The sequence below is a fragment of the Roseibium sp. genome, from assembly GCF_025698965.1.
In the GTDB taxonomy this organism is placed as follows: Bacteria; Pseudomonadota; Alphaproteobacteria; order Rhizobiales; family Stappiaceae; genus Roseibium.
Window position 1 is genome coordinate 1 of record NZ_JAILWL010000094.1, and the last position, 15,779, is coordinate 15,779.

A 15,779-nucleotide genomic window follows, 5' to 3' on the forward strand; every position below is an offset into this window, starting at 1 on the left:
CCCCCCCCACGCCCCCCCGCTTCTTCAAACTGACCCACGGATCGACGGTCGTTACTTCACCGAGATGCGATCGTCTGTGTAGGCTGTATAGCCGTTTTGAGCAGCAAGATATTCCGACACGACATCGGCAAGATCGGGACCGAAATCATAGGCATTCATGCCGTTGGTTTCGAAAATGTCGTAGCCGTCACCACCACCGCGCATGTAGTTGTTGGAGACCACACCATAGACCTTTTCCGGATCGATTGGTGCAAAGCTATCGCCATCTTGCACCATCACGTCAGAAACGCGTTCGCCTGCCGGCTTGGATTTGTCGAAGCTATACTTCAATCCAGCCACTTGCGGGAACCGGCCCTTTCCTTCTTCCACCTGGCTGACACCGTTTTCCAGTGCGGCAACCACATCTGCGCCTTTCAACTCAAATGTCGACAGCGTGTTCTGAAACGGCAGGACCGTCAGAACTTCGCCCTTGGTGATTTCACCGGCGTCAATTGATGCGCGTAAACCACCACCATTCTGGATAGCGATCTGTACACCCTGAGCTTTCACGCGGTCGAGCATCGCATCTGCTACGAGCACACCCATTTCGCAGACCTGAGCCCGGCAAACCTCACGGTCGGCTCCGATCGGTGCATTCGCCTGCGCGACAACTTCCTGACGGATTTCATCGAGCGGTTCAGCCAGTTCCTTGATGCGGGAGACCAGTTCCTCGTTTTCAACGATCTGGCCGTCCACGATAATTGGTTCGCCTGTGGCTTCGGTGATCACGCCATTGTCGTCAAAGGTGACGTTCAGCTCGCCAAGAAACTTGCCATATGCATAAGCCTGAATCACCGCCGTCGGCGTGCCGTCAGGGCCGTCAACCATGGTCGGATAAGGCCCTTCGGCCTTGTCAGACGTGTTGGAGAGATAGGTATTCGAGTGTCCGCCAACGATGACGTCAATGCCGGGCGCTTTGGCGGCGACTTCCTTGTCGACTGCGTAACCGGAATGGCTCAGGACAACGATCTTGTTGACCCCCTCCGCAGCAAGCTTCTGCGCCTCTTTGGTCACCGCTTCCACCGGATCGGAAAAGGTAACATTCGGTCCCGGGCTAGCCAGTTCGTCCGTATCTTCCGGTGTCAAACCGATCAGACCGATCTTCTCCCCACCACGCTCGATCACAATGGACGGCTTCAGAACGTCCGCAAGTTGCGGTTCCTTGGACACGTCCGCATTGGACATAAGTACCGGAAAATCAACCGCATCCATGAACCCACGAAGGACTTCCGGGCCGTCGTCAAACTCATGGTTGCCCACGGTCATTGCATCATAACCGAGCTTGTTCATGAACTCGGCCGCAGCCTTGCCTTTGTAGTAGGTGTAAAACAACGTGCCTTGGAACTGGTCACCGCCGTCGACCAGAATGGAGTTGTTGCTGGCAGCACGGCGATCTTTGATCACAGTATCAAGACGCGCTGTACCACCGAAACATTTACCTTCTGCGTTGTCTTCCGCCTTACAGGTAGAATCATATTTGTTGATCGGCTCAATGCGGCTGTGGAAGTCGTTTGTGTGCAAAATTGTCAGCGAATAATCTGCATATGCTGCAGTCGACAGCGCCGTGCTCATTGAAAGCACCGCTGCGCTCAGAAAATGTTTCTTCATCGGAGCCTCGCCCTTCGGATAGGTTGTTATTGTCAGACCGAGGTCAAAACACGTGCCCCCGGACTCCCCGACGTGTTTTAACCCCTGCCCCACATACCAACACAAAGTATCAGCCGATCCGGACACAACCGGATTTCGTGGAACCGGGATCGCCGGTATAGGCAGATCTTGGTGCAGTTTTGTGACAGTCGCAAGAGTTGCAGGGCCGGTTTTTGAAAAAAATTTTGCTGGGTAAATATTTTTGCACTCAATACCGTCGCGTCATGTCCTTCCTGCAGGAAGGCGTTTTGAAGGCACGCGCCTGCACCGGCGCATTCACGCCGGTTTCAGGGTTTTTTCTATACTTTTGGGTGTTTTGTCCGAAGAAACAGGCCACACCAACCCGATCATTCGTCGGGTAAATTGCTCTCATCAATGTCGTCTGTTTCGACAACAGGAATGGTGTAGCCTTCCGAAAACCAACGATTGAGGTCGATTTTCGCACAGCGGTCCGAGCAGAAGGGATAATCCTCCTGCGTCGACAATTTGTTGCATATCGGACAGGGTCGCATAGGCCGCAGCGGTTTTACGTTTTGACGGTCAGTCACCACGGACCTCCCTCGATTCATGCTTTGCCACAGCTTGCCCTTTAACAGCCAATATTGTTATCGGACAAACGACTAAGCAGCCGCGGTCGCCCAACCCTGATGGACCGGATACCCGGCGGCCATCAGCAGATTGGCCGTTTCCACCAGAGGCAATCCGACAACTGCCGGATAGGATCCAACCAGTTTGACGACAAAGCTGCCGGCCAATCCTTGTATAGCATACCCGCCGGCCTTGCCGCGCCATTCGCCGGAAGCGATATAATCGTCCATATCCTTTCGCGACAGACGCTTGAACCTGACACGGGTCTCCACAAGCTTTGATCGTATCTTGCCGTTTGGTTCGGCAACGGCCACGCCCGTAAAAACGCGATGCCCACGTCCGGACAGAAGCGAAAGGCACATCAATGCCTGATCGGTGAGTTCTGCTTTCGGCAGCGCACGGCGGCCGACCGCGACAACGGTATCGGCAGCCAGCACAATACCGTCCCTCAAGTCTTCCGACGCATCGGCAGCCTGCCGGACGGCCTCCGCCTTTGCGCGGGCAAGACGAAGCGCAAGGCCCCGCGGTGTCTCGTGCTTCTTCGCAGACTCATCGATATCGGCGGGCATAAGGTGATCTGGCTCCAGCCCGATCTGCTGCAGCAGCGCAAGGCGGCGCGGCGAAGCGGAAGCCAGAATCAACTGAGGTTCATTCGTCATGAAAGCGCAGGCCTTGCAGCGTAGACACCTAGAAACCGCTTACTTGAAGCGGTAGGTGATCCGCCCCTTGGTGAGATCGTATGGGGTCATCTCAACAAGAACCTTGTCGCCCGCCAAAACGCGGATCCGGTTCTTGCGCATACGCCCGGCAGTGTGGGCGATGATTTCGTGATCGTTTTCAAGTTTTACGCGAAACGTCGCATTCGGCAACAGTTCTGTTACGACGCCCGGAAACTCCAGAGCTTCTTCTTTGGCCATTTGATATCCTGAATGAAGCGAGCCTAGCCCGCGGGTGCCGGGGAAACTAACGGATTAGGGTTGGAATGTGAACCTTTCTTTCCACTGCAAATCAAAGAAAACTGTCGCAGACGCCTTAAATTTCGGAAAGAAATCCAGTTCACTGCCTTGAACCGGGAGAACCAGCCGTCTTCGGGCACCATTCGCGCTGTAAAATTGCGTAGTAGAACTCCTCATCCCAGCCACCTTTGAACAGCGCATGCTCCTTGAAATGCGCCTCACGGCGCATGCCGAGCCGTTCCATCAGACGCCAGGAGGGAACATTGCGCGCATCGCATCTTGCAAACACCCTGTGCAGACCGAACTGGCCGAAGCCCAAGTTGAGCAGCGCACGCGCCGCTTCGGTTGCATAGCCCTTGCACTGAAAGTCCGGGTTCAAGGTATAGCCGACCGTGCCTTGCCGGGCCAATGCATCCGTTATCTTGAAGAAGACGTCTCCGATCAGTTCTCCAGTCGTTTTCAAGGTCACGGCAAGCGCCAATTCCCCCTCTCCCGTGACCTGGCGCATTCCTTGCCATTCCAAAGTCTTTTCACGGACAGTTGCGAGACCTCTCGGATCCCAAAACTGGTATTCCGCCACTTCCGGCCGTGATTGATAAGCGTGAATCGCAGGCGCATCGGTTTCCTCGATCGGACGCAGCAACAATCTTTCGGTTTCAAACGGATAGCTGAGTTCTGGCATTTGATAATCTCTTACCACCGCTTACTCAAAGACTGGCTGCAGGTGTCCAATCAAGTCGTTTCTTGATACGCATCATCAGTTGATCCCTGACCGCACGGTACTCGTTCAGAATTTGCTCACGGCTCCCGGTCGCAAGGGTCGGGTCAAGAGTTGGCCAATATTCGACGTCCACTGCATCCGTGCGTGTCATATCCAGCGCCTTGTGGTGCGCCTCCGGAGCCAGCGTAATCACCAGATCAAAGCCGGATTCTTCAAGATCTTCAAAGGTTTTTGGATTGTGCTTGCTCATGTCCACGCCGATTTCGGCCATAACGGCGTCGACAAAGGGATCGATCTTGCCGGACCGGACACCGGCGGAACGAACATAAATCTGGTTGGGAAACAGTTTTTCTGTCAAAGCTTCAGCCATGGGCGAGCGTACGGAATTCATTCCGCAGGCAAAAAGAACCGCAGTCGGACGAAGGCCCGGCCCGGTCATTCCACTCAGCCCTTCCAGTGCAAGGCATAGACGAGCGTGAACAGTCGCCTTGCTGTCTGCATATCCACGTTGATTTTGCCCTCCAAGCGCTCCATCAGGATGGCCGATCCTTCATTATGCACACCACGACGGCCCATATCGATTGCCTCGATCTGGCTTGGCGTCGCATGCCTGATCGCCTCGTAATAGCTTTCGCAGATCAGGTCATAGTCCTTGACGATTTTTCTGAGCGGCGAAAGTGACAGGACATGGGTGACGACATCCGTTTCATCCTCCGCCTTGATCCGAAGAACCAGTTTCTTTTCGACAACCGCGAGGTTCAAAACGAACTTGGCGACTGGATGACCGACCGGCTGGAAACTGTTTTCCTCAATCAGGTCGTAAATTGCGACCGCACGGTCGTGCTCCACTTCAGGTGTCGAGCGCGCAATCGAGTCTTCATCCAATACAACATCGACCAGCCTGCCACCGGTTGCCTGCGGATCGGTATCTGGTTGCGGGTCGCTCATGCCGTCGAAGCCTCTTCGTGACCGTTACATATTCAGCCTGATGGAAACAGAGCGCGCGTGAGCCGACAACCCCTCTGATTCACCTAGAGTGATAGCGGCCGGACCGAGCGCCCGCAAATTTTCCGCATTACATTTCAAAATCGACGTTCGTTTGACAAATTCCAGAACGGAAAGTCCTGACGAGAACCGGGCTGAGCGAGCGGTCGGCAGCACATGGTTCGACCCGCCAACGTAGTCGCCGATTGCCTCGGGTGTGTAATGCCCGAGAAACACAGCCCCGGCATTGCGGACTTTTTTTAACAGCATTTCCGGATCGACGACCGCCAGTTCCAGGTGTTCGGGCGCAATTCGGTTTGCCAACGGCATAGCAGCATCCAGATCGTCGACCAGAACAATTGCGCCGAAATCCTGCCAACTGGCCCGCGCCACTTCCTCCCGGGGCAAGGTCTTGAGCTGGGCTTCAACCGCACGCTCCACCTGATCGGCAAGATCCGCGCTGTCCGTGATCAGGATCGACTGTGCCGCCGTATCGTGTTCGGCCTGAGCCAGCAGATCTGCCGCAATCCAATCCGGATTGTTTCCGCTATCTGCAACAATCAGAACTTCAGACGGTCCCGCGATCATGTCGATGCCGACCGTGCCGAACACCCGGCGCTTGGCGGCGGCCACATAGGCATTGCCCGGACCGACAATCTTGGCGACCGGAGCAATTGTTTCGGTGCCGTAGGCCAGTGCGGCAACCGCCTGCGCGCCACCGATCCTGTAAATCTCGCTGACACCCGCCACTTTTGCGGCAGCAAGAACCAAGGGGTTCAGAACGCCATTGGGGCTTGGCACCACCATGACAATACGCTCAACGCCGGCAACCTTGGCCGGAATCACATTCATCAATACAGAACTTGGATAATTGGCAAGGCCGCCGGGAACGTAGACGCCGACAGCCTCAATCGCGGTCCAAAGTGAACCAAGTTCAACACCCAGCGGATCGGTATAGCGGTCGTCCTTCGGCATCTGCCGGGCATGATGAGAAAGAATACGGTCATGCGCCAATTGCAGCGCATCGAGAGTTTCGGCCGGAATTCCTTTTATCGCGGTTTCAATTTCTTCCGGCGAAACCTTCAGTTCGTCCATGCTCTCGGCATCGACCCGGTCGAATTTCGCCGTGTACTCAAGAACCGCCTTGTCGCCTTCGACCTGAACCTTGTGAAGGATGTCCCGGACGGTATGATCCACATCTTCAGACGCTTCCCGCTTGCTGGCCAAAAGGTCCCGAAAACTGTCTTCAAAATCCGTGTCCGAGTCAGTCAGACGTAAAACCACGCAACTCTCCATCGGTTCCGGTGCCGAGCACCGTCATTTCGTTCAAAATTCGCGCTTAGCTTAGATCGTGTTGCGGCAGGTTCGGTGTCGACCAGGCGGCTCCAAGATCGGAGAGTTGTGCCTCGATGCATTCCACATCCAGCGCAAGGCTGGCGCCACCGGCAAAAGCCAACTCGATCCGGCCGGCGGGATCTTCACCCGGCTCAAATGTCACGGCGAGCAGTTCCAGGACGACCCCTTTCGCATCCTGGCGAATGTTCTGCGCCTTCATTCCGGTTACTCCGGCAAAGGCAAGCGCAGACCGGCGGCGTTCATGCTCTTTGCTGCGTTTGTCGGCTTCCTTGTCCCAGACAAAACGGTTCATGACAAAAACCGCCTTTTTCTCTTTGGGCAGAAAGCGGATATCCGCAACCGTCAAAACGGCATCCTGCAGGTGGGCGGAAAGAACCTGCAGGTCTTCCTGGTCAAGGGCGGCAAGTTTCAGCTGATCCATAATGGTCGAATTCTGGTCCGGTTAGTCGTTGTTCGGCAGACTGCATATAAGTCGGGTCTACCCGTCTCCCAAGGCTGATGACCTAAAACGGAACGCGGCATTTGGCAACGTCGAATGCAGTCAAAGCGCATCTATCACCGCGTTAAGACCATCTATCTCTCTGAAGATCGTCCAAATACACGCTCAGTTTCTCGCCGCGACCACATTCAGAACCCGGGAGCGGTTTGAAAAAACGGCATTACGGTCCGTCGTCTACGCGCTCGCGCAAATCCTGTTTCACTTCATCAAGGCTCGCCACACGTTTGAACACCCGGCGCCCCAGCCATAGCCCGAAAACCAAAAGAAACAGCCCGAGTGAAGGTCCATAAGGTTCAGGCAGATAGACCACTGCCAGCATGCCGGCGAGCGCAAAGGCAATCTGGATCAGAAATCGAATTGTCTGCGCACCCATCCAAACCTTCCTTTTGCACTGCCTCCGCGAAGTTTCACAGTTGGCCAGTCTGCGCTCGGGTTCAACCTTCTGCCGGTTCTGCTTGCAATCACTCCACGCATTTTGCGAAGGTTTCGAAAACGTGGCGAATTCAATTGCAAACATCAGGACAATCCATGCGCAAGCAACTCGTCTTAATTGCAATACTATTGACCGGATTGGCAACAGCTCCTGCCGTTTCGCAGGACTATACCGAAAGGGTCATCGGAGAGACCATTTATGTACCGGCCTATTCGAGGATATTTTCTTACCCGAACCGGTCGGATCTGCTCGCCGCGACGCTGGCAGTTCACAATGTCGATCCGAAGACGACAATCACGCTCACGCGGGTTGATTATCACGATGAAGACGGCAAGCTGCTGCGGGCCATTCTGGAAGGACCTGTCGACCTCACCCCCCTGCAATCGAAAACCGTGCTGATCCCCATCAACGATACGACCGGTGGTGTCGGTTCAAATTTTCTTGTCGAGTGGAAAGCGTCAAATCCCGCTTTGAGCCCAATCGCGGAAACCATCATGACCAGCGGCAGCGGAGGTCCGGGCCCGTCCTTCACAACACGCGGCCGGGTCATAGAACGTCACTTGCCGAATTAGCGGTTGCCGTAATTCGGCCCAACCGCTTGTCTGCTGCCTAACCCGAGATGCGTTCGATCTGTGCGCCGCAACGGGTCAGCTTGTCTTCGAGCCGCTCAAATCCGCGATCAAGGTGATAGACCCGGTTGACCGTGGTCTCGCCTTCGGCTGCCAGTCCCGCAATAACCAGCGACACGGATGCCCGGAGATCGGTCGCCATTACCGGTGCACCGCGCAAGGTCCCTACCCCGTCAACGGTTGCCGTGCGGCCATCCACATGGATCTGTGCACCGAGACGAGCCAGCTCCTGCACATGCATGAAACGATTTTCAAAAATGGTCTCGGTGATCCGGCTGGAGCCGCCGGCCATAGTCATCAGTGCCATGAATTGCGCCTGAAGGTCCGTCGGAAAACCGGGGAACGGTTCCGTTGTCACGTCCACAGGCTGAATGCCGTTGCCATTTCGGTAGACCTTGATGCCGTCCGCAGTCTGAGTGATCTCAGATCCGCTCTGACGCAAGGTTTCAAGCGCTGTTTCCAGAAGATCGGCACGTGCGCCCTGCAAAAGCACGTCACCGCCGGTCATGGCGACCGCCATGGCATATGTCCCGGTTTCAATCCGGTCCGGAACCACCGCATGATGGGCGCCGTGCAGACGTGGCACGCCCTGGATACGGATCGTCGATGTGCCTTCGCCCTCGATCTTCGCGCCCATGGCTTTCAGGCATTTTGCCAGATCGACAACTTCGGGCTCACGCGCCGAGTTGACCAGTTCGGTTTCGCCGTCCGCGAGGGTCGCCGCCATCATGACCGTGTGGGTGGCACCAACGGAGACTTTCGGGAACTCGACCCGAGCGCCTTTCAGGCCGCCTGGAGCCTTGACGACAACATAACCGCCTTCGATTTCAATATCCGCGCCGAGCGCCGCCAGTCCATCGATGAAAAAATCGACCGGGCGCGTGCCAATGGCGCACCCACCCGGCAGGGAAACCCGCGCCTCGCGCATCCGCGCCACGAGCGGTCCGATGACCCAGAAGCTTGCGCGCATCTTGGAGACAAGCTCGTAAGGCGCCGTGGTATCGACAATTTCTCGGGCCGTCAGATTAAGGGTCTGGCCGGCGAGTTCGTCCTGACCATTTCTCTTGCCATTCACCGAATAATCGACGCCATGGTTGGAAAGGATCTGCATCAACTGGGCGACATCGCGCAAGCGCGGTACATTGGACAACGTCAGCGTTTCGTCTGTCAGAAGCGACGCGATCATCAGCGGCAATGTTGCATTCTTGGCCCCGGAAATCGGGATAACTCCATTCAGCTCCGCACCGCCGACGACTTTAATGCTGTCCATATGAAACCCCGAACCCGTAATCCGATTAGCAGCCGCGGGACTTCGCGACCTTCCAAGCAAATACTCACATCAACCGAGCGATCTACACGCTCCTTGTGGCCCATGCAAGGCAGGCAAATGCTTACAATCGGGCATTCTCAAGGCAAGCACCTTTGCGGCTGGTTTCCATTACCTTGAAGTCACGCGTCCTTGCGGGTTTTGGCGGCGCTCTTGCGCCGGCGCAAATTGGCCCGCAGCGCTTCCGCCAACCGGTCTTCCCGGGACGGCCCTTTCTCCTTGGAAAGCGGCTTGTCCTTCAAACCTGGTGATTTTTCCCGCCCATGCTCAACGGTTTGCTCTTGTTGATCTTTTTCGCTCATCTGCGTTCATCAATCAGTGTTTCGCGATCCCTGTCTAGCAAGATTGCCATCCCAGAGCAAAGCCTGTTGTAAAAAGAAGCCTCCCGAAAACTCCCTTTTCGATGGCAGGCCTGAATGTACCGAAATCACGAACGCGAGCACCTTGCCGCCTGCTGCCGATTTCTTCCACACCCCGATATCCACAGGCTGGATAAAAGACAGCTTTTGCCCCAGTTTCGCGAGTGACTGCAGTGTCTGGAAGGCCAGCTCCAACCGGATGGATTCGGCTTGCGAAAAAAATCCAAATCACCGCTTGCGTCCACCCCACTCTTGTGGCAAAAGCCCCCTCAATCCGGTCAGCATCGCTGATCGGCACCAGCATTTGCGCCCTGAAGCAGACGGTCAACACCGCCGTTTCCTGGGCACCGGGCCCGCCAAATCAGGCACTTTGCCCACCAGATGCTGCCGTAGCTCAGGGGTAGAGCACTCCCTTGGTAAGGGAGAGGTCGAGAGTTCAAATCTCTCCGGCAGCACCATATTAACACCTTGATTTCACGTAACTCTTTGGTATTGATTGGGTATTCGCCAGCCGACTTGTACACAAGGCTGGTACACATGGCCCTTCCTATGCCCCGTCCTACTAAGCACCCCATCACCGGCGTCTACTATCTTAGAATACGAACTCCGAGCGACCTTCGCGAGAAAGCCAAGGGCAGTACCGTCATGCTGACTGTCGGCTCTCAGAAGGCCAAAGTCAGAATTGGAGATGCCGTCAAAGTTTCACTCCAAACCAAGGACTGGACTGAAGCCAAAGAGCGTTTCCGGATCGCAGAAACAGACCTACAAGTGATCTGGGAAGGGCTCCGCAATGGCCCCGTCAAGCTCACCAATAAGCAGGTCTACGCCCTTGCTGGTCGCTTCTATCGAATGTTCGCCGACGGCCTTGAGAATGACCCGGGCGGCCCGGAAAGATGGCAGCAAGTGAAGGCAGCCAATGCTGTTGCAGCCAGTGGCGGTCCATACGGTCGGCTTTTGATCGGCAACAAGGCGAAATTCAAAGCCACTGCAGAGGCCCTGGAAAAACGCTTTGGACCATTCCTCGATCTGTTCCTTGCGCAGGAAGGCCTTGAGATCGATCAGGATAGCCGCTTTAGGCTTCTAAAGGCTCTAAGAGAGGCCGGTGACCGAGCCGCCGACAAGCTCGAACGCAACGCGGAGGGCGATTATTCCGAAGACGCAAACGCAGCCAGATTCCCAGCCTGGACGTCTCCCATAGCGCATCCGGACGAACCAACCGCCTACGTCTCCATCGGCCATTTGTTCGAGCTTTGGAAAAAACAACATAAATCGCTGGGCGGCGCACCGTCTTCAGTCAGGCGTTGGGAGCCTGTCATCGATCAGTTCATCGCCTTCCTCGGTCACGACAATGCAGAAAATGTCACTCGCCCTGACGTGGTTCGCTGGCGGAACGAGCTCATTGACAGTGGCAGGGTATCTCCCAACACTTTCAAGAAGACCAATCGAGCAGCACTCAACTCGGTGTTCGCAATCGGCGTAGACAACCTGATAATCTCCGCGAACCCCGTCGATGGCGTAAAGGCCCCTTCTCAAAAGCGGATACTGGCACGTCCTCAGGGTTTCACCAAGGAGGAAGCCGAAACGATCCTGAAAGCTGCGCTGGCGGCTGAAACAGACCCCAGGCACATGGCCGTGCACACACGCTTTGCCCGAAGGTGGCTTCCGTGGCTCTGTGCGTACTCCGGGGCACGAATGGGTGAAATGGCGCAGCTTAGGAAACAGGACGTCTACACGAAGAACGGCATGCACTGCATCCGGATCACACCTGAAGCTGGAGCCGTCAAGGACAAGGAAGTCCGAGTCGTTCCTCTTCACCCTCATCTGGTTGCACAGGGCTTTGTGAAAGCCGTACAGTCGAAGCCTGAGGGACCACTATTCTACACACGGAAGACCCGACAAGAGGAGCCTTGGGGCGTCACGCGGGACAATCTTGCAAAGTGGGTCAGAGCGGGCATCGGTATAGATGATCAACGCATTAAGCCAAACCACGCTTGGCGTCACCGCTTCAAGACCGTCGCGGATGCCGCTGGCATCGAGGTGAAATACCAGAACCGCATCACCGGTCACGCTGCAGCGAACATCGGCGACTTCTACGGCGACAATGAGGAGGAAACGCTGTTCCGCGAAGTGTCCAAGCTGCCCCGATATTTCGTTTGACCGCCTCAACAGACCGACGGAGACACCGAGAGCGAACACTCCTAGCCTGCTGGCATTAGATGGCAAGTTGGCCGAGATCTTTGGCTGTCGTTCTCATCATTAAAAACAACTGTTATCTGTGGTGTGCAACCTTAGCCAACCGCTGTCCCAAGGTTTCATCTCAACAAGGGGTGATGACTATCATCATCAACACCCCCCACTTCAAGAGACGCAATCCGCTGCCTAACGATGCACTTTGAGCATGAAGCCCAAAGCAGTACTTAAAGCTACACTATAAGTTATATCTCAAAGGGGGGGCGCCCTGCTTATACGGAACTTTTTAAAAGTTATTTATTTTCATATACTTAATCAATCTTCCCGATACCAATCCTGCAACCGAATTTGGGCAGAACATTTGGAAATTCTCAGAGACAGTTACCTCTGCCCGTTTCTTTGCCCGATTTAGCGCCAACGTTGTTTGAGGAATGTCTCCTTTAAAGGTCATGGAGAGCGATCAATGGGTAATCGATGCCACCCTACCCGCGAGACTCCAAACGCCCCTCAGTGGCTTCCCTGGACTCCTGAGAGTCATTCCTGTTCGGAGAGAGCCCTGTAGACCGTCGCCTTCGACAATCCCGTCTTGGACATGATCTGAGGCACGGTGTAATCCTCCTGCTCACGCATTGTCCTGATGGAAGCGATCACATCAGGAGTGAGTGCAGGCTTACGGCCAAACTTGGTGCCCTTGGCCTTCGCCTTGGCGATGCCGTCCATCTGCCGCTCCTTGCGAATGTTGGTCTCAAACTCGGCGAAGACTGCCAACATGCCCAGAAAGGCCTTCCCTGCAGCGTCCCTGGTGTCGATGGACTGATCGAGCACTCGAAGGGTCACACCTTTGTCTTCGAGCTCACGGACGATCCTGAGGAGATCCTCGGCGCTGCGGGCCAGACGGTCGATCCGGGAGATCACCATGCTGTCCCCTTCACGCAGATACTCAAGGCACTGCTTCAGCGCTGGGCGGTTGGCGTCGACACCGGACTTCTTCTCTTCAAACAGCTTATCGACATCGGCTGCTGAAAGCTTCTCTTTCTGGACGTCCAGGGACTGTCCAAGTGTGGACACACGGGCATACCCCACCAAAGCCATTCTCAAATCTCCTTAGATGAAACGAGAACATACTTATGAGACATGAAAAGAGACACGTCAAGAGTCGGTCTCAGAACCTATAGTTTGCAAGACAGAAACTTACAGCTCAGCATCGAGTGTGATTGACTCAATTGCTTGTGGTGTCTTCAAAACCCCGCTCTTTCCAACAGCCTTGAACCTAAGCTCCGCAGTTTGCGTTACTGCCTTGGTAGGCGGCAAGAGTTCCGCCCATATTGATTTGTCGCGGAACGTGACGTTCAGCTTTGGCGCCGCCCTCATCGGGACACTAAAGACTATCCGGTAAATGCCTGTGTTGGCATTCCAGAAGCAAATCAGATTTTGAACTCCCTGGAGCTTTTGGTGGAACTCAATCAATGCCTGATCTTGACGACGCTGCTGGTTTTCAAAGGGACCCTGTTTCGGAAAACAACGAACTACATGTCTCTCAAGACCATCAGGGATAGGAAGCGCGGCCTCTTCGAACACCACTGCGATACCAAACAGATTTTGAAACGCAATCAAAGCGGCCGGAGGAACATGAAACTGGAACCCATCCGGTACCAATAACAAGCTTATCGAGAGCCTCGATGACTTCATCTGTATCACGAGGCGGATCGGCTGGATCTAGAGCATTGATGTTGGGAACTGAGACACAAAAAAGCCACTGGGGTTTCGACAATGCATAGATCGGCTCACAAAAAAGAGCCCCTGGGCCAGCACCGTGATAATTCAGTCTACCGGTTGTATGGTAACTAAGTCGGAGTCGTTTTTGGCTGTGACTGACGACCTCCGGAGTACTCTGAGCGTCTGAACTCCAAACAGTTTGCTCCTCGCCTCGAGCCCGCCTGTTCAGCTGAATTATCAAAGACCCATCAGCGTTGTCCTTCAGCTCATAGCCAATGAACCTGAAGTGGCCTTCTTTGCCTTTGATCAGTAGCCTTCGCACCCAATCCTCCGAACAGTGTGTGACCCCACGGGGGAACCCGCTTGAGCCACTACTCCGATTGCCCCCTCAGAAATTTGCACCGAAAACAATCCGACCCCTCACCCATCCTCGGTGAAGAAGTCCTCGTCCAGACGCTGGATCTGGAGGGTCTGCTGTGAGCGGGTGCCGACACCGTGTTCGATCATCAAGTCGGCAAGCCTGTTGCCGTCGATCAGGATGACTCTCTGGGGCAGATTGCGAGCATACTCCACGGCTCCCCTTGAAAAGCCTGAGGTGGTCACGAAGACGCCTTTGGTCGCTCCCAGCCCGACCAGCGAGCCCACGAAGCCCTGCACCTCAGGGCGACCGATGGAGTTCCCTTCAGCGTACCGCTTGGCCTGGACATAGATCCTGTCGAGCCCGAGCCGATCCTCGTTGATGACACCGTCAACACCGCCGTCGCCAGACCGTCCGAGCTGTTCGGCTGCGTTCTTGTGAGAGCCGCCGTAGCCCATGGCGACCAGAAGCTCGACGATGAGCTTCTCGAAGAAGATCGGTGAGTTCTCCCGGATGCGATCCAGAAGGTCGGCCCTGAGGGCGGCGTTGAGCGACCGGTAAGCCTGCTCGATCTGTTCCTCCGGCGTGGCGGAACTTCCCTCCCCTTCTTGTTGGTTCACGGCGTCCTGACTACTACCGCCGCTTCCCGACTTGCTGCTCTCACAGAACTCGACAAACTCAGGTATCTGCATCAGTGTTCGGGTGTCCAGACGCTCCGGGTTGCTCACGAGAAACCGCCTGCCAGCCTCGGAGGCAATGAAGCGGCCACGTGCGGGGCTGTCGATCAAGCCAGCCTTGCTCATGTAGAACTTCGCCCAGTGGACCCTGTTGTGCAGCACCCGTTGACGGCCGCTGGGAAGCAGCTCCTCCCGCGCTTCCTCCGACAGCCCTAAATCATTGGCGATCCTGTCCGCTAGATCGGGCACTCGCTGCTCGCTCTCAGCGGCGTAGCGAAGCACAGGAAGCATCAGAGATTGGTAGTCTGGGATGGGCATGGACACTCATTCTATGTGAAAAAATCCTAGCGATCTATTTCTCGCGGCCTTTCGCTTCAGACAGGAGATCCGCTTCTTTCAACAGTCTCTTGATGTAGCTGTGACCGTGTTCCCTGGAACGACGCTCTTTGCCGTGAATATGCGCTTCTATGCTCTGATCTAACCCCTGTTGGCGCTTTGAAAGACGCGCACGCGCCATATTGTCCGTTGAGAAATACTCTGCGGCGACCAAGAGCGCATCGTGCACAATCTCTTGCTGCTCGCTCTCGTATGCCATCTTTCGCTCTGTTCCAAACGCCCGCTCGTATAGCGATTTGGTCGCTTCATCGACGACTTTTGCGACGGGGACTTTTGTCTCTTTTGCGTGTTCCACGAAGCTGAAAAGAGCTTGGGTAGCGTCATAGGAGTTCTCGCCCCGAGTTACGGCTCTGAACATCGCTATGAACAGCTGCTCGAAACGGGACTTTGCAATCTGGAGCTCCCACTCAGCTTGTTCCTTATCACCTTCAGCAACAGTGAAATCCGACACATTGAGTTCCCTACACAATTCCTGCTAGCAACATTTTAAAACATAACTACAAGAAGAAATGCCCACTTGTCCATACGGACGTGGTGCCCCCTTCCCCTCCATCACTCGCCCGGCTAACGTCACCCCAATTTCATACAACCATCGGGAATCATATGTCCGCCGAAAGAGTTTCTCAGGATCAGATCAACAAGGCCGCGTGGGCGGCGTGTGACACCTTCCGGGGCGTGGTCGATCCGTCGATCTACAAGGACTATGTCCTGACCATGCTCTTCCTGAAATACATCTCGGATGTCTGGAAGGACCACTATGAGAGTTACAGGCGGGAGCATGGCGACCATCCCGAGCTGATCGCGGCGATGATGAAGGACGAGCAGTTCGTGCTGCCCGAGGGGGCCAGCTTCGACACCCTTCACGCCCAGCGCCACAAGGCCGGGAACGGCGAACGGATCGACC

Annotated in this window: 19 protein-coding genes and 1 tRNA gene; 4 read left to right on the forward strand and 16 right to left on the reverse strand. The window is 55.4% G+C overall.

Annotation, left to right across the window (positions count from 1 at the left end; all coding sequences use genetic code 11):
- Window positions 1-51: 51 nt before the first annotated feature.
- The 10 genes from K5905_RS09895 to K5905_RS09940 all read right to left on the reverse strand — a co-directional run bounded on the left by K5905_RS09895 (window position 52) and on the right by K5905_RS09940 (window position 7,163).
- Window positions 52-1,647 (reverse strand): bifunctional UDP-sugar hydrolase/5'-nucleotidase, encoded by a 1,596-nt coding sequence (locus tag K5905_RS09895; RefSeq protein WP_297583089.1) that lies wholly within the window; start codon window positions 1,645-1,647, stop codon window positions 52-54.
- Window positions 1,648-2,033: 386 nt separating this feature from the next.
- Window positions 2,034-2,255, reverse strand: coding sequence for a DNA gyrase inhibitor YacG (gene yacG / locus K5905_RS09900; protein WP_297583091.1), 222 nt, complete (start codon window positions 2,253-2,255; stop codon window positions 2,034-2,036).
- 51 nt (window positions 2,256-2,306) lie between these two features.
- Window positions 2,307-2,933, reverse strand: a complete 627-nt coding sequence (locus K5905_RS09905; RefSeq protein WP_297583094.1) for a Maf-like protein — start codon at window positions 2,931-2,933, stop codon at window positions 2,307-2,309.
- A 39-nt stretch (window positions 2,934-2,972) separates the two neighbouring features.
- Window positions 2,973-3,191 carry a translation initiation factor IF-1 gene (infA, locus tag K5905_RS09910; protein ID WP_006939340.1) on the reverse strand — a complete coding sequence of 73 codons (219 nt, stop codon included), beginning with the start codon at window positions 3,189-3,191 and terminating at the stop codon, window positions 2,973-2,975.
- 139 nt (window positions 3,192-3,330) lie between these two features.
- On the reverse strand, window positions 3,331-3,912 hold the full coding sequence (locus tag K5905_RS09915) for a GNAT family protein (RefSeq protein WP_297583098.1): 582 nt from the start codon (window positions 3,910-3,912) through the stop codon (window positions 3,331-3,333).
- 25 nt (window positions 3,913-3,937) lie between these two features.
- Window positions 3,938-4,390, reverse strand: coding sequence for a low molecular weight phosphatase family protein (locus K5905_RS09920; protein ID WP_297583101.1), 453 nt, complete (start codon window positions 4,388-4,390; stop codon window positions 3,938-3,940).
- Between the two features lie 5 nt (window positions 4,391-4,395).
- Window positions 4,396-4,899, reverse strand: a complete 504-nt coding sequence (locus K5905_RS09925) for a UPF0262 family protein (protein WP_297583104.1) — start codon at window positions 4,897-4,899, stop codon at window positions 4,396-4,398.
- 24 nt (window positions 4,900-4,923) lie between these two features.
- Complete coding sequence (hisD, locus tag K5905_RS09930; RefSeq protein WP_297583106.1) at window positions 4,924-6,231, reverse strand: histidinol dehydrogenase; 1,308 nt, start codon at window positions 6,229-6,231, stop codon at window positions 4,924-4,926.
- A 43-nt stretch (window positions 6,232-6,274) separates the two neighbouring features.
- Window positions 6,275-6,712 carry a DUF2948 family protein gene (locus K5905_RS09935; RefSeq protein WP_297583108.1) on the reverse strand — a complete coding sequence of 146 codons (438 nt, stop codon included), beginning with the start codon at window positions 6,710-6,712 and terminating at the stop codon, window positions 6,275-6,277.
- Window positions 6,713-6,950: 238 nt separating this feature from the next.
- Window positions 6,951-7,163 carry a hypothetical protein gene (locus K5905_RS09940; protein WP_297583110.1) on the reverse strand — a complete coding sequence of 71 codons (213 nt, stop codon included), beginning with the start codon at window positions 7,161-7,163 and terminating at the stop codon, window positions 6,951-6,953.
- A 155-nt stretch (window positions 7,164-7,318) separates the two neighbouring features.
- Between K5905_RS09940 and K5905_RS09945 the strand changes: the two genes are divergently transcribed.
- Complete coding sequence (locus K5905_RS09945; protein ID WP_297583112.1) at window positions 7,319-7,795, forward strand: DUF3124 domain-containing protein; 477 nt, start codon at window positions 7,319-7,321, stop codon at window positions 7,793-7,795.
- A gap of 37 nt (window positions 7,796-7,832) precedes the next feature.
- On the opposite strand, the gene murA is transcribed toward K5905_RS09945, so the two are convergent.
- Window positions 7,833-9,122, reverse strand: a complete 1,290-nt coding sequence (gene murA / locus K5905_RS09950) for a UDP-N-acetylglucosamine 1-carboxyvinyltransferase (protein WP_297583115.1) — start codon at window positions 9,120-9,122, stop codon at window positions 7,833-7,835.
- Window positions 9,123-9,301: 179 nt separating this feature from the next.
- Window positions 9,302-9,481: a hypothetical protein gene (locus K5905_RS09955; RefSeq protein WP_297583117.1), complete on the reverse strand. Its 180-nt coding sequence runs from the start codon at window positions 9,479-9,481 to the stop codon at window positions 9,302-9,304.
- Window positions 9,482-9,921: 440 nt separating this feature from the next.
- On the opposite strand from K5905_RS09955, the gene K5905_RS09960 reads away from it, so the two are divergent.
- Window positions 9,922-9,996: transfer RNA gene (locus K5905_RS09960), tRNA-Thr, on the forward strand.
- A gap of 91 nt (window positions 9,997-10,087) precedes the next feature.
- On the forward strand, window positions 10,088-11,695 hold the full coding sequence (locus K5905_RS09965; protein WP_297583120.1) for a DUF6538 domain-containing protein: 1,608 nt from the start codon (window positions 10,088-10,090) through the stop codon (window positions 11,693-11,695).
- Between the two features lie 567 nt (window positions 11,696-12,262).
- Here the strand turns inward: K5905_RS09965 and K5905_RS09970 are convergent.
- From K5905_RS09970 to K5905_RS09985, 4 genes are all read right to left on the reverse strand, one after another.
- The gene (locus K5905_RS09970) at window positions 12,263-12,820 is read right to left on the reverse strand and encodes a recombinase family protein (RefSeq protein ID WP_297583123.1); all 558 of its coding nucleotides are present in this window, start codon (window positions 12,818-12,820) and stop codon (window positions 12,263-12,265) included.
- Between the two features lie 99 nt (window positions 12,821-12,919).
- Window positions 12,920-13,417 carry a hypothetical protein gene (locus K5905_RS09975; RefSeq protein WP_297583126.1) on the reverse strand — a complete coding sequence of 166 codons (498 nt, stop codon included), beginning with the start codon at window positions 13,415-13,417 and terminating at the stop codon, window positions 12,920-12,922.
- Window positions 13,418-13,864: 447 nt separating this feature from the next.
- Window positions 13,865-14,797 carry a restriction endonuclease gene (locus K5905_RS09980; protein WP_297583128.1) on the reverse strand — a complete coding sequence of 311 codons (933 nt, stop codon included), beginning with the start codon at window positions 14,795-14,797 and terminating at the stop codon, window positions 13,865-13,867.
- Between the two features lie 34 nt (window positions 14,798-14,831).
- Window positions 14,832-15,326, reverse strand: a complete 495-nt coding sequence (locus K5905_RS09985; protein ID WP_297583130.1) for a hypothetical protein — start codon at window positions 15,324-15,326, stop codon at window positions 14,832-14,834.
- A gap of 152 nt (window positions 15,327-15,478) precedes the next feature.
- Between K5905_RS09985 and K5905_RS09990 the strand changes: the two genes are divergently transcribed.
- On the forward strand, window positions 15,479-15,779 hold a 301-nt coding region (locus tag K5905_RS09990; RefSeq protein ID WP_297583132.1), incomplete at its 3' end, for a type I restriction-modification system subunit M N-terminal domain-containing protein.

Excerpts from the sequence above, each read along its gene's own strand:
- K5905_RS09895 (WP_297583089.1), bottom strand. The coding sequence starts at position 1,647 with ATGAAGAAACATTTTCTGAGCGCAGCGGTGCTTTCAATGAGCACGGCG.
- yacG (WP_297583091.1), bottom strand. The coding sequence starts at position 2,255 with ATGAATCGAGGGAGGTCCGTGGTGACTGACCGTCAAAACGTAAAACCG.
- K5905_RS09905 (WP_297583094.1), bottom strand. The coding sequence starts at position 2,933 with ATGACGAATGAACCTCAGTTGATTCTGGCTTCCGCTTCGCCGCGCCGC.
- infA (WP_006939340.1), bottom strand. The coding sequence starts at position 3,191 with ATGGCCAAAGAAGAAGCTCTGGAGTTTCCGGGCGTCGTAACAGAACTG.
- K5905_RS09915 (WP_297583098.1), bottom strand. The coding sequence starts at position 3,912 with ATGCCAGAACTCAGCTATCCGTTTGAAACCGAAAGATTGTTGCTGCGT.
- K5905_RS09920 (WP_297583101.1), bottom strand. The coding sequence starts at position 4,390 with ATGACCGGGCCGGGCCTTCGTCCGACTGCGGTTCTTTTTGCCTGCGGA.
- K5905_RS09925 (WP_297583104.1), bottom strand. The coding sequence starts at position 4,899 with ATGAGCGACCCGCAACCAGATACCGATCCGCAGGCAACCGGTGGCAGG.
- hisD (WP_297583106.1), bottom strand. The coding sequence starts at position 6,231 with ATGGAGAGTTGCGTGGTTTTACGTCTGACTGACTCGGACACGGATTTT.
- K5905_RS09935 (WP_297583108.1), bottom strand. The coding sequence starts at position 6,712 with ATGGATCAGCTGAAACTTGCCGCCCTTGACCAGGAAGACCTGCAGGTT.
- K5905_RS09940 (WP_297583110.1), bottom strand. The coding sequence starts at position 7,163 with ATGGGTGCGCAGACAATTCGATTTCTGATCCAGATTGCCTTTGCGCTC.
- K5905_RS09945 (WP_297583112.1), top strand. The coding sequence starts at position 7,319 with ATGCGCAAGCAACTCGTCTTAATTGCAATACTATTGACCGGATTGGCA.
- murA (WP_297583115.1), bottom strand. The coding sequence starts at position 9,122 with ATGGACAGCATTAAAGTCGTCGGCGGTGCGGAGCTGAATGGAGTTATC.
- K5905_RS09955 (WP_297583117.1), bottom strand. The coding sequence starts at position 9,481 with ATGAGCGAAAAAGATCAACAAGAGCAAACCGTTGAGCATGGGCGGGAA.
- K5905_RS09965 (WP_297583120.1), top strand. The coding sequence starts at position 10,088 with ATGCCCCGTCCTACTAAGCACCCCATCACCGGCGTCTACTATCTTAGA.
- K5905_RS09970 (WP_297583123.1), bottom strand. The coding sequence starts at position 12,820 with ATGGCTTTGGTGGGGTATGCCCGTGTGTCCACACTTGGACAGTCCCTG.
- K5905_RS09975 (WP_297583126.1), bottom strand. The coding sequence starts at position 13,417 with ATGAAGTCATCGAGGCTCTCGATAAGCTTGTTATTGGTACCGGATGGG.
- K5905_RS09980 (WP_297583128.1), bottom strand. The coding sequence starts at position 14,797 with ATGCCCATCCCAGACTACCAATCTCTGATGCTTCCTGTGCTTCGCTAC.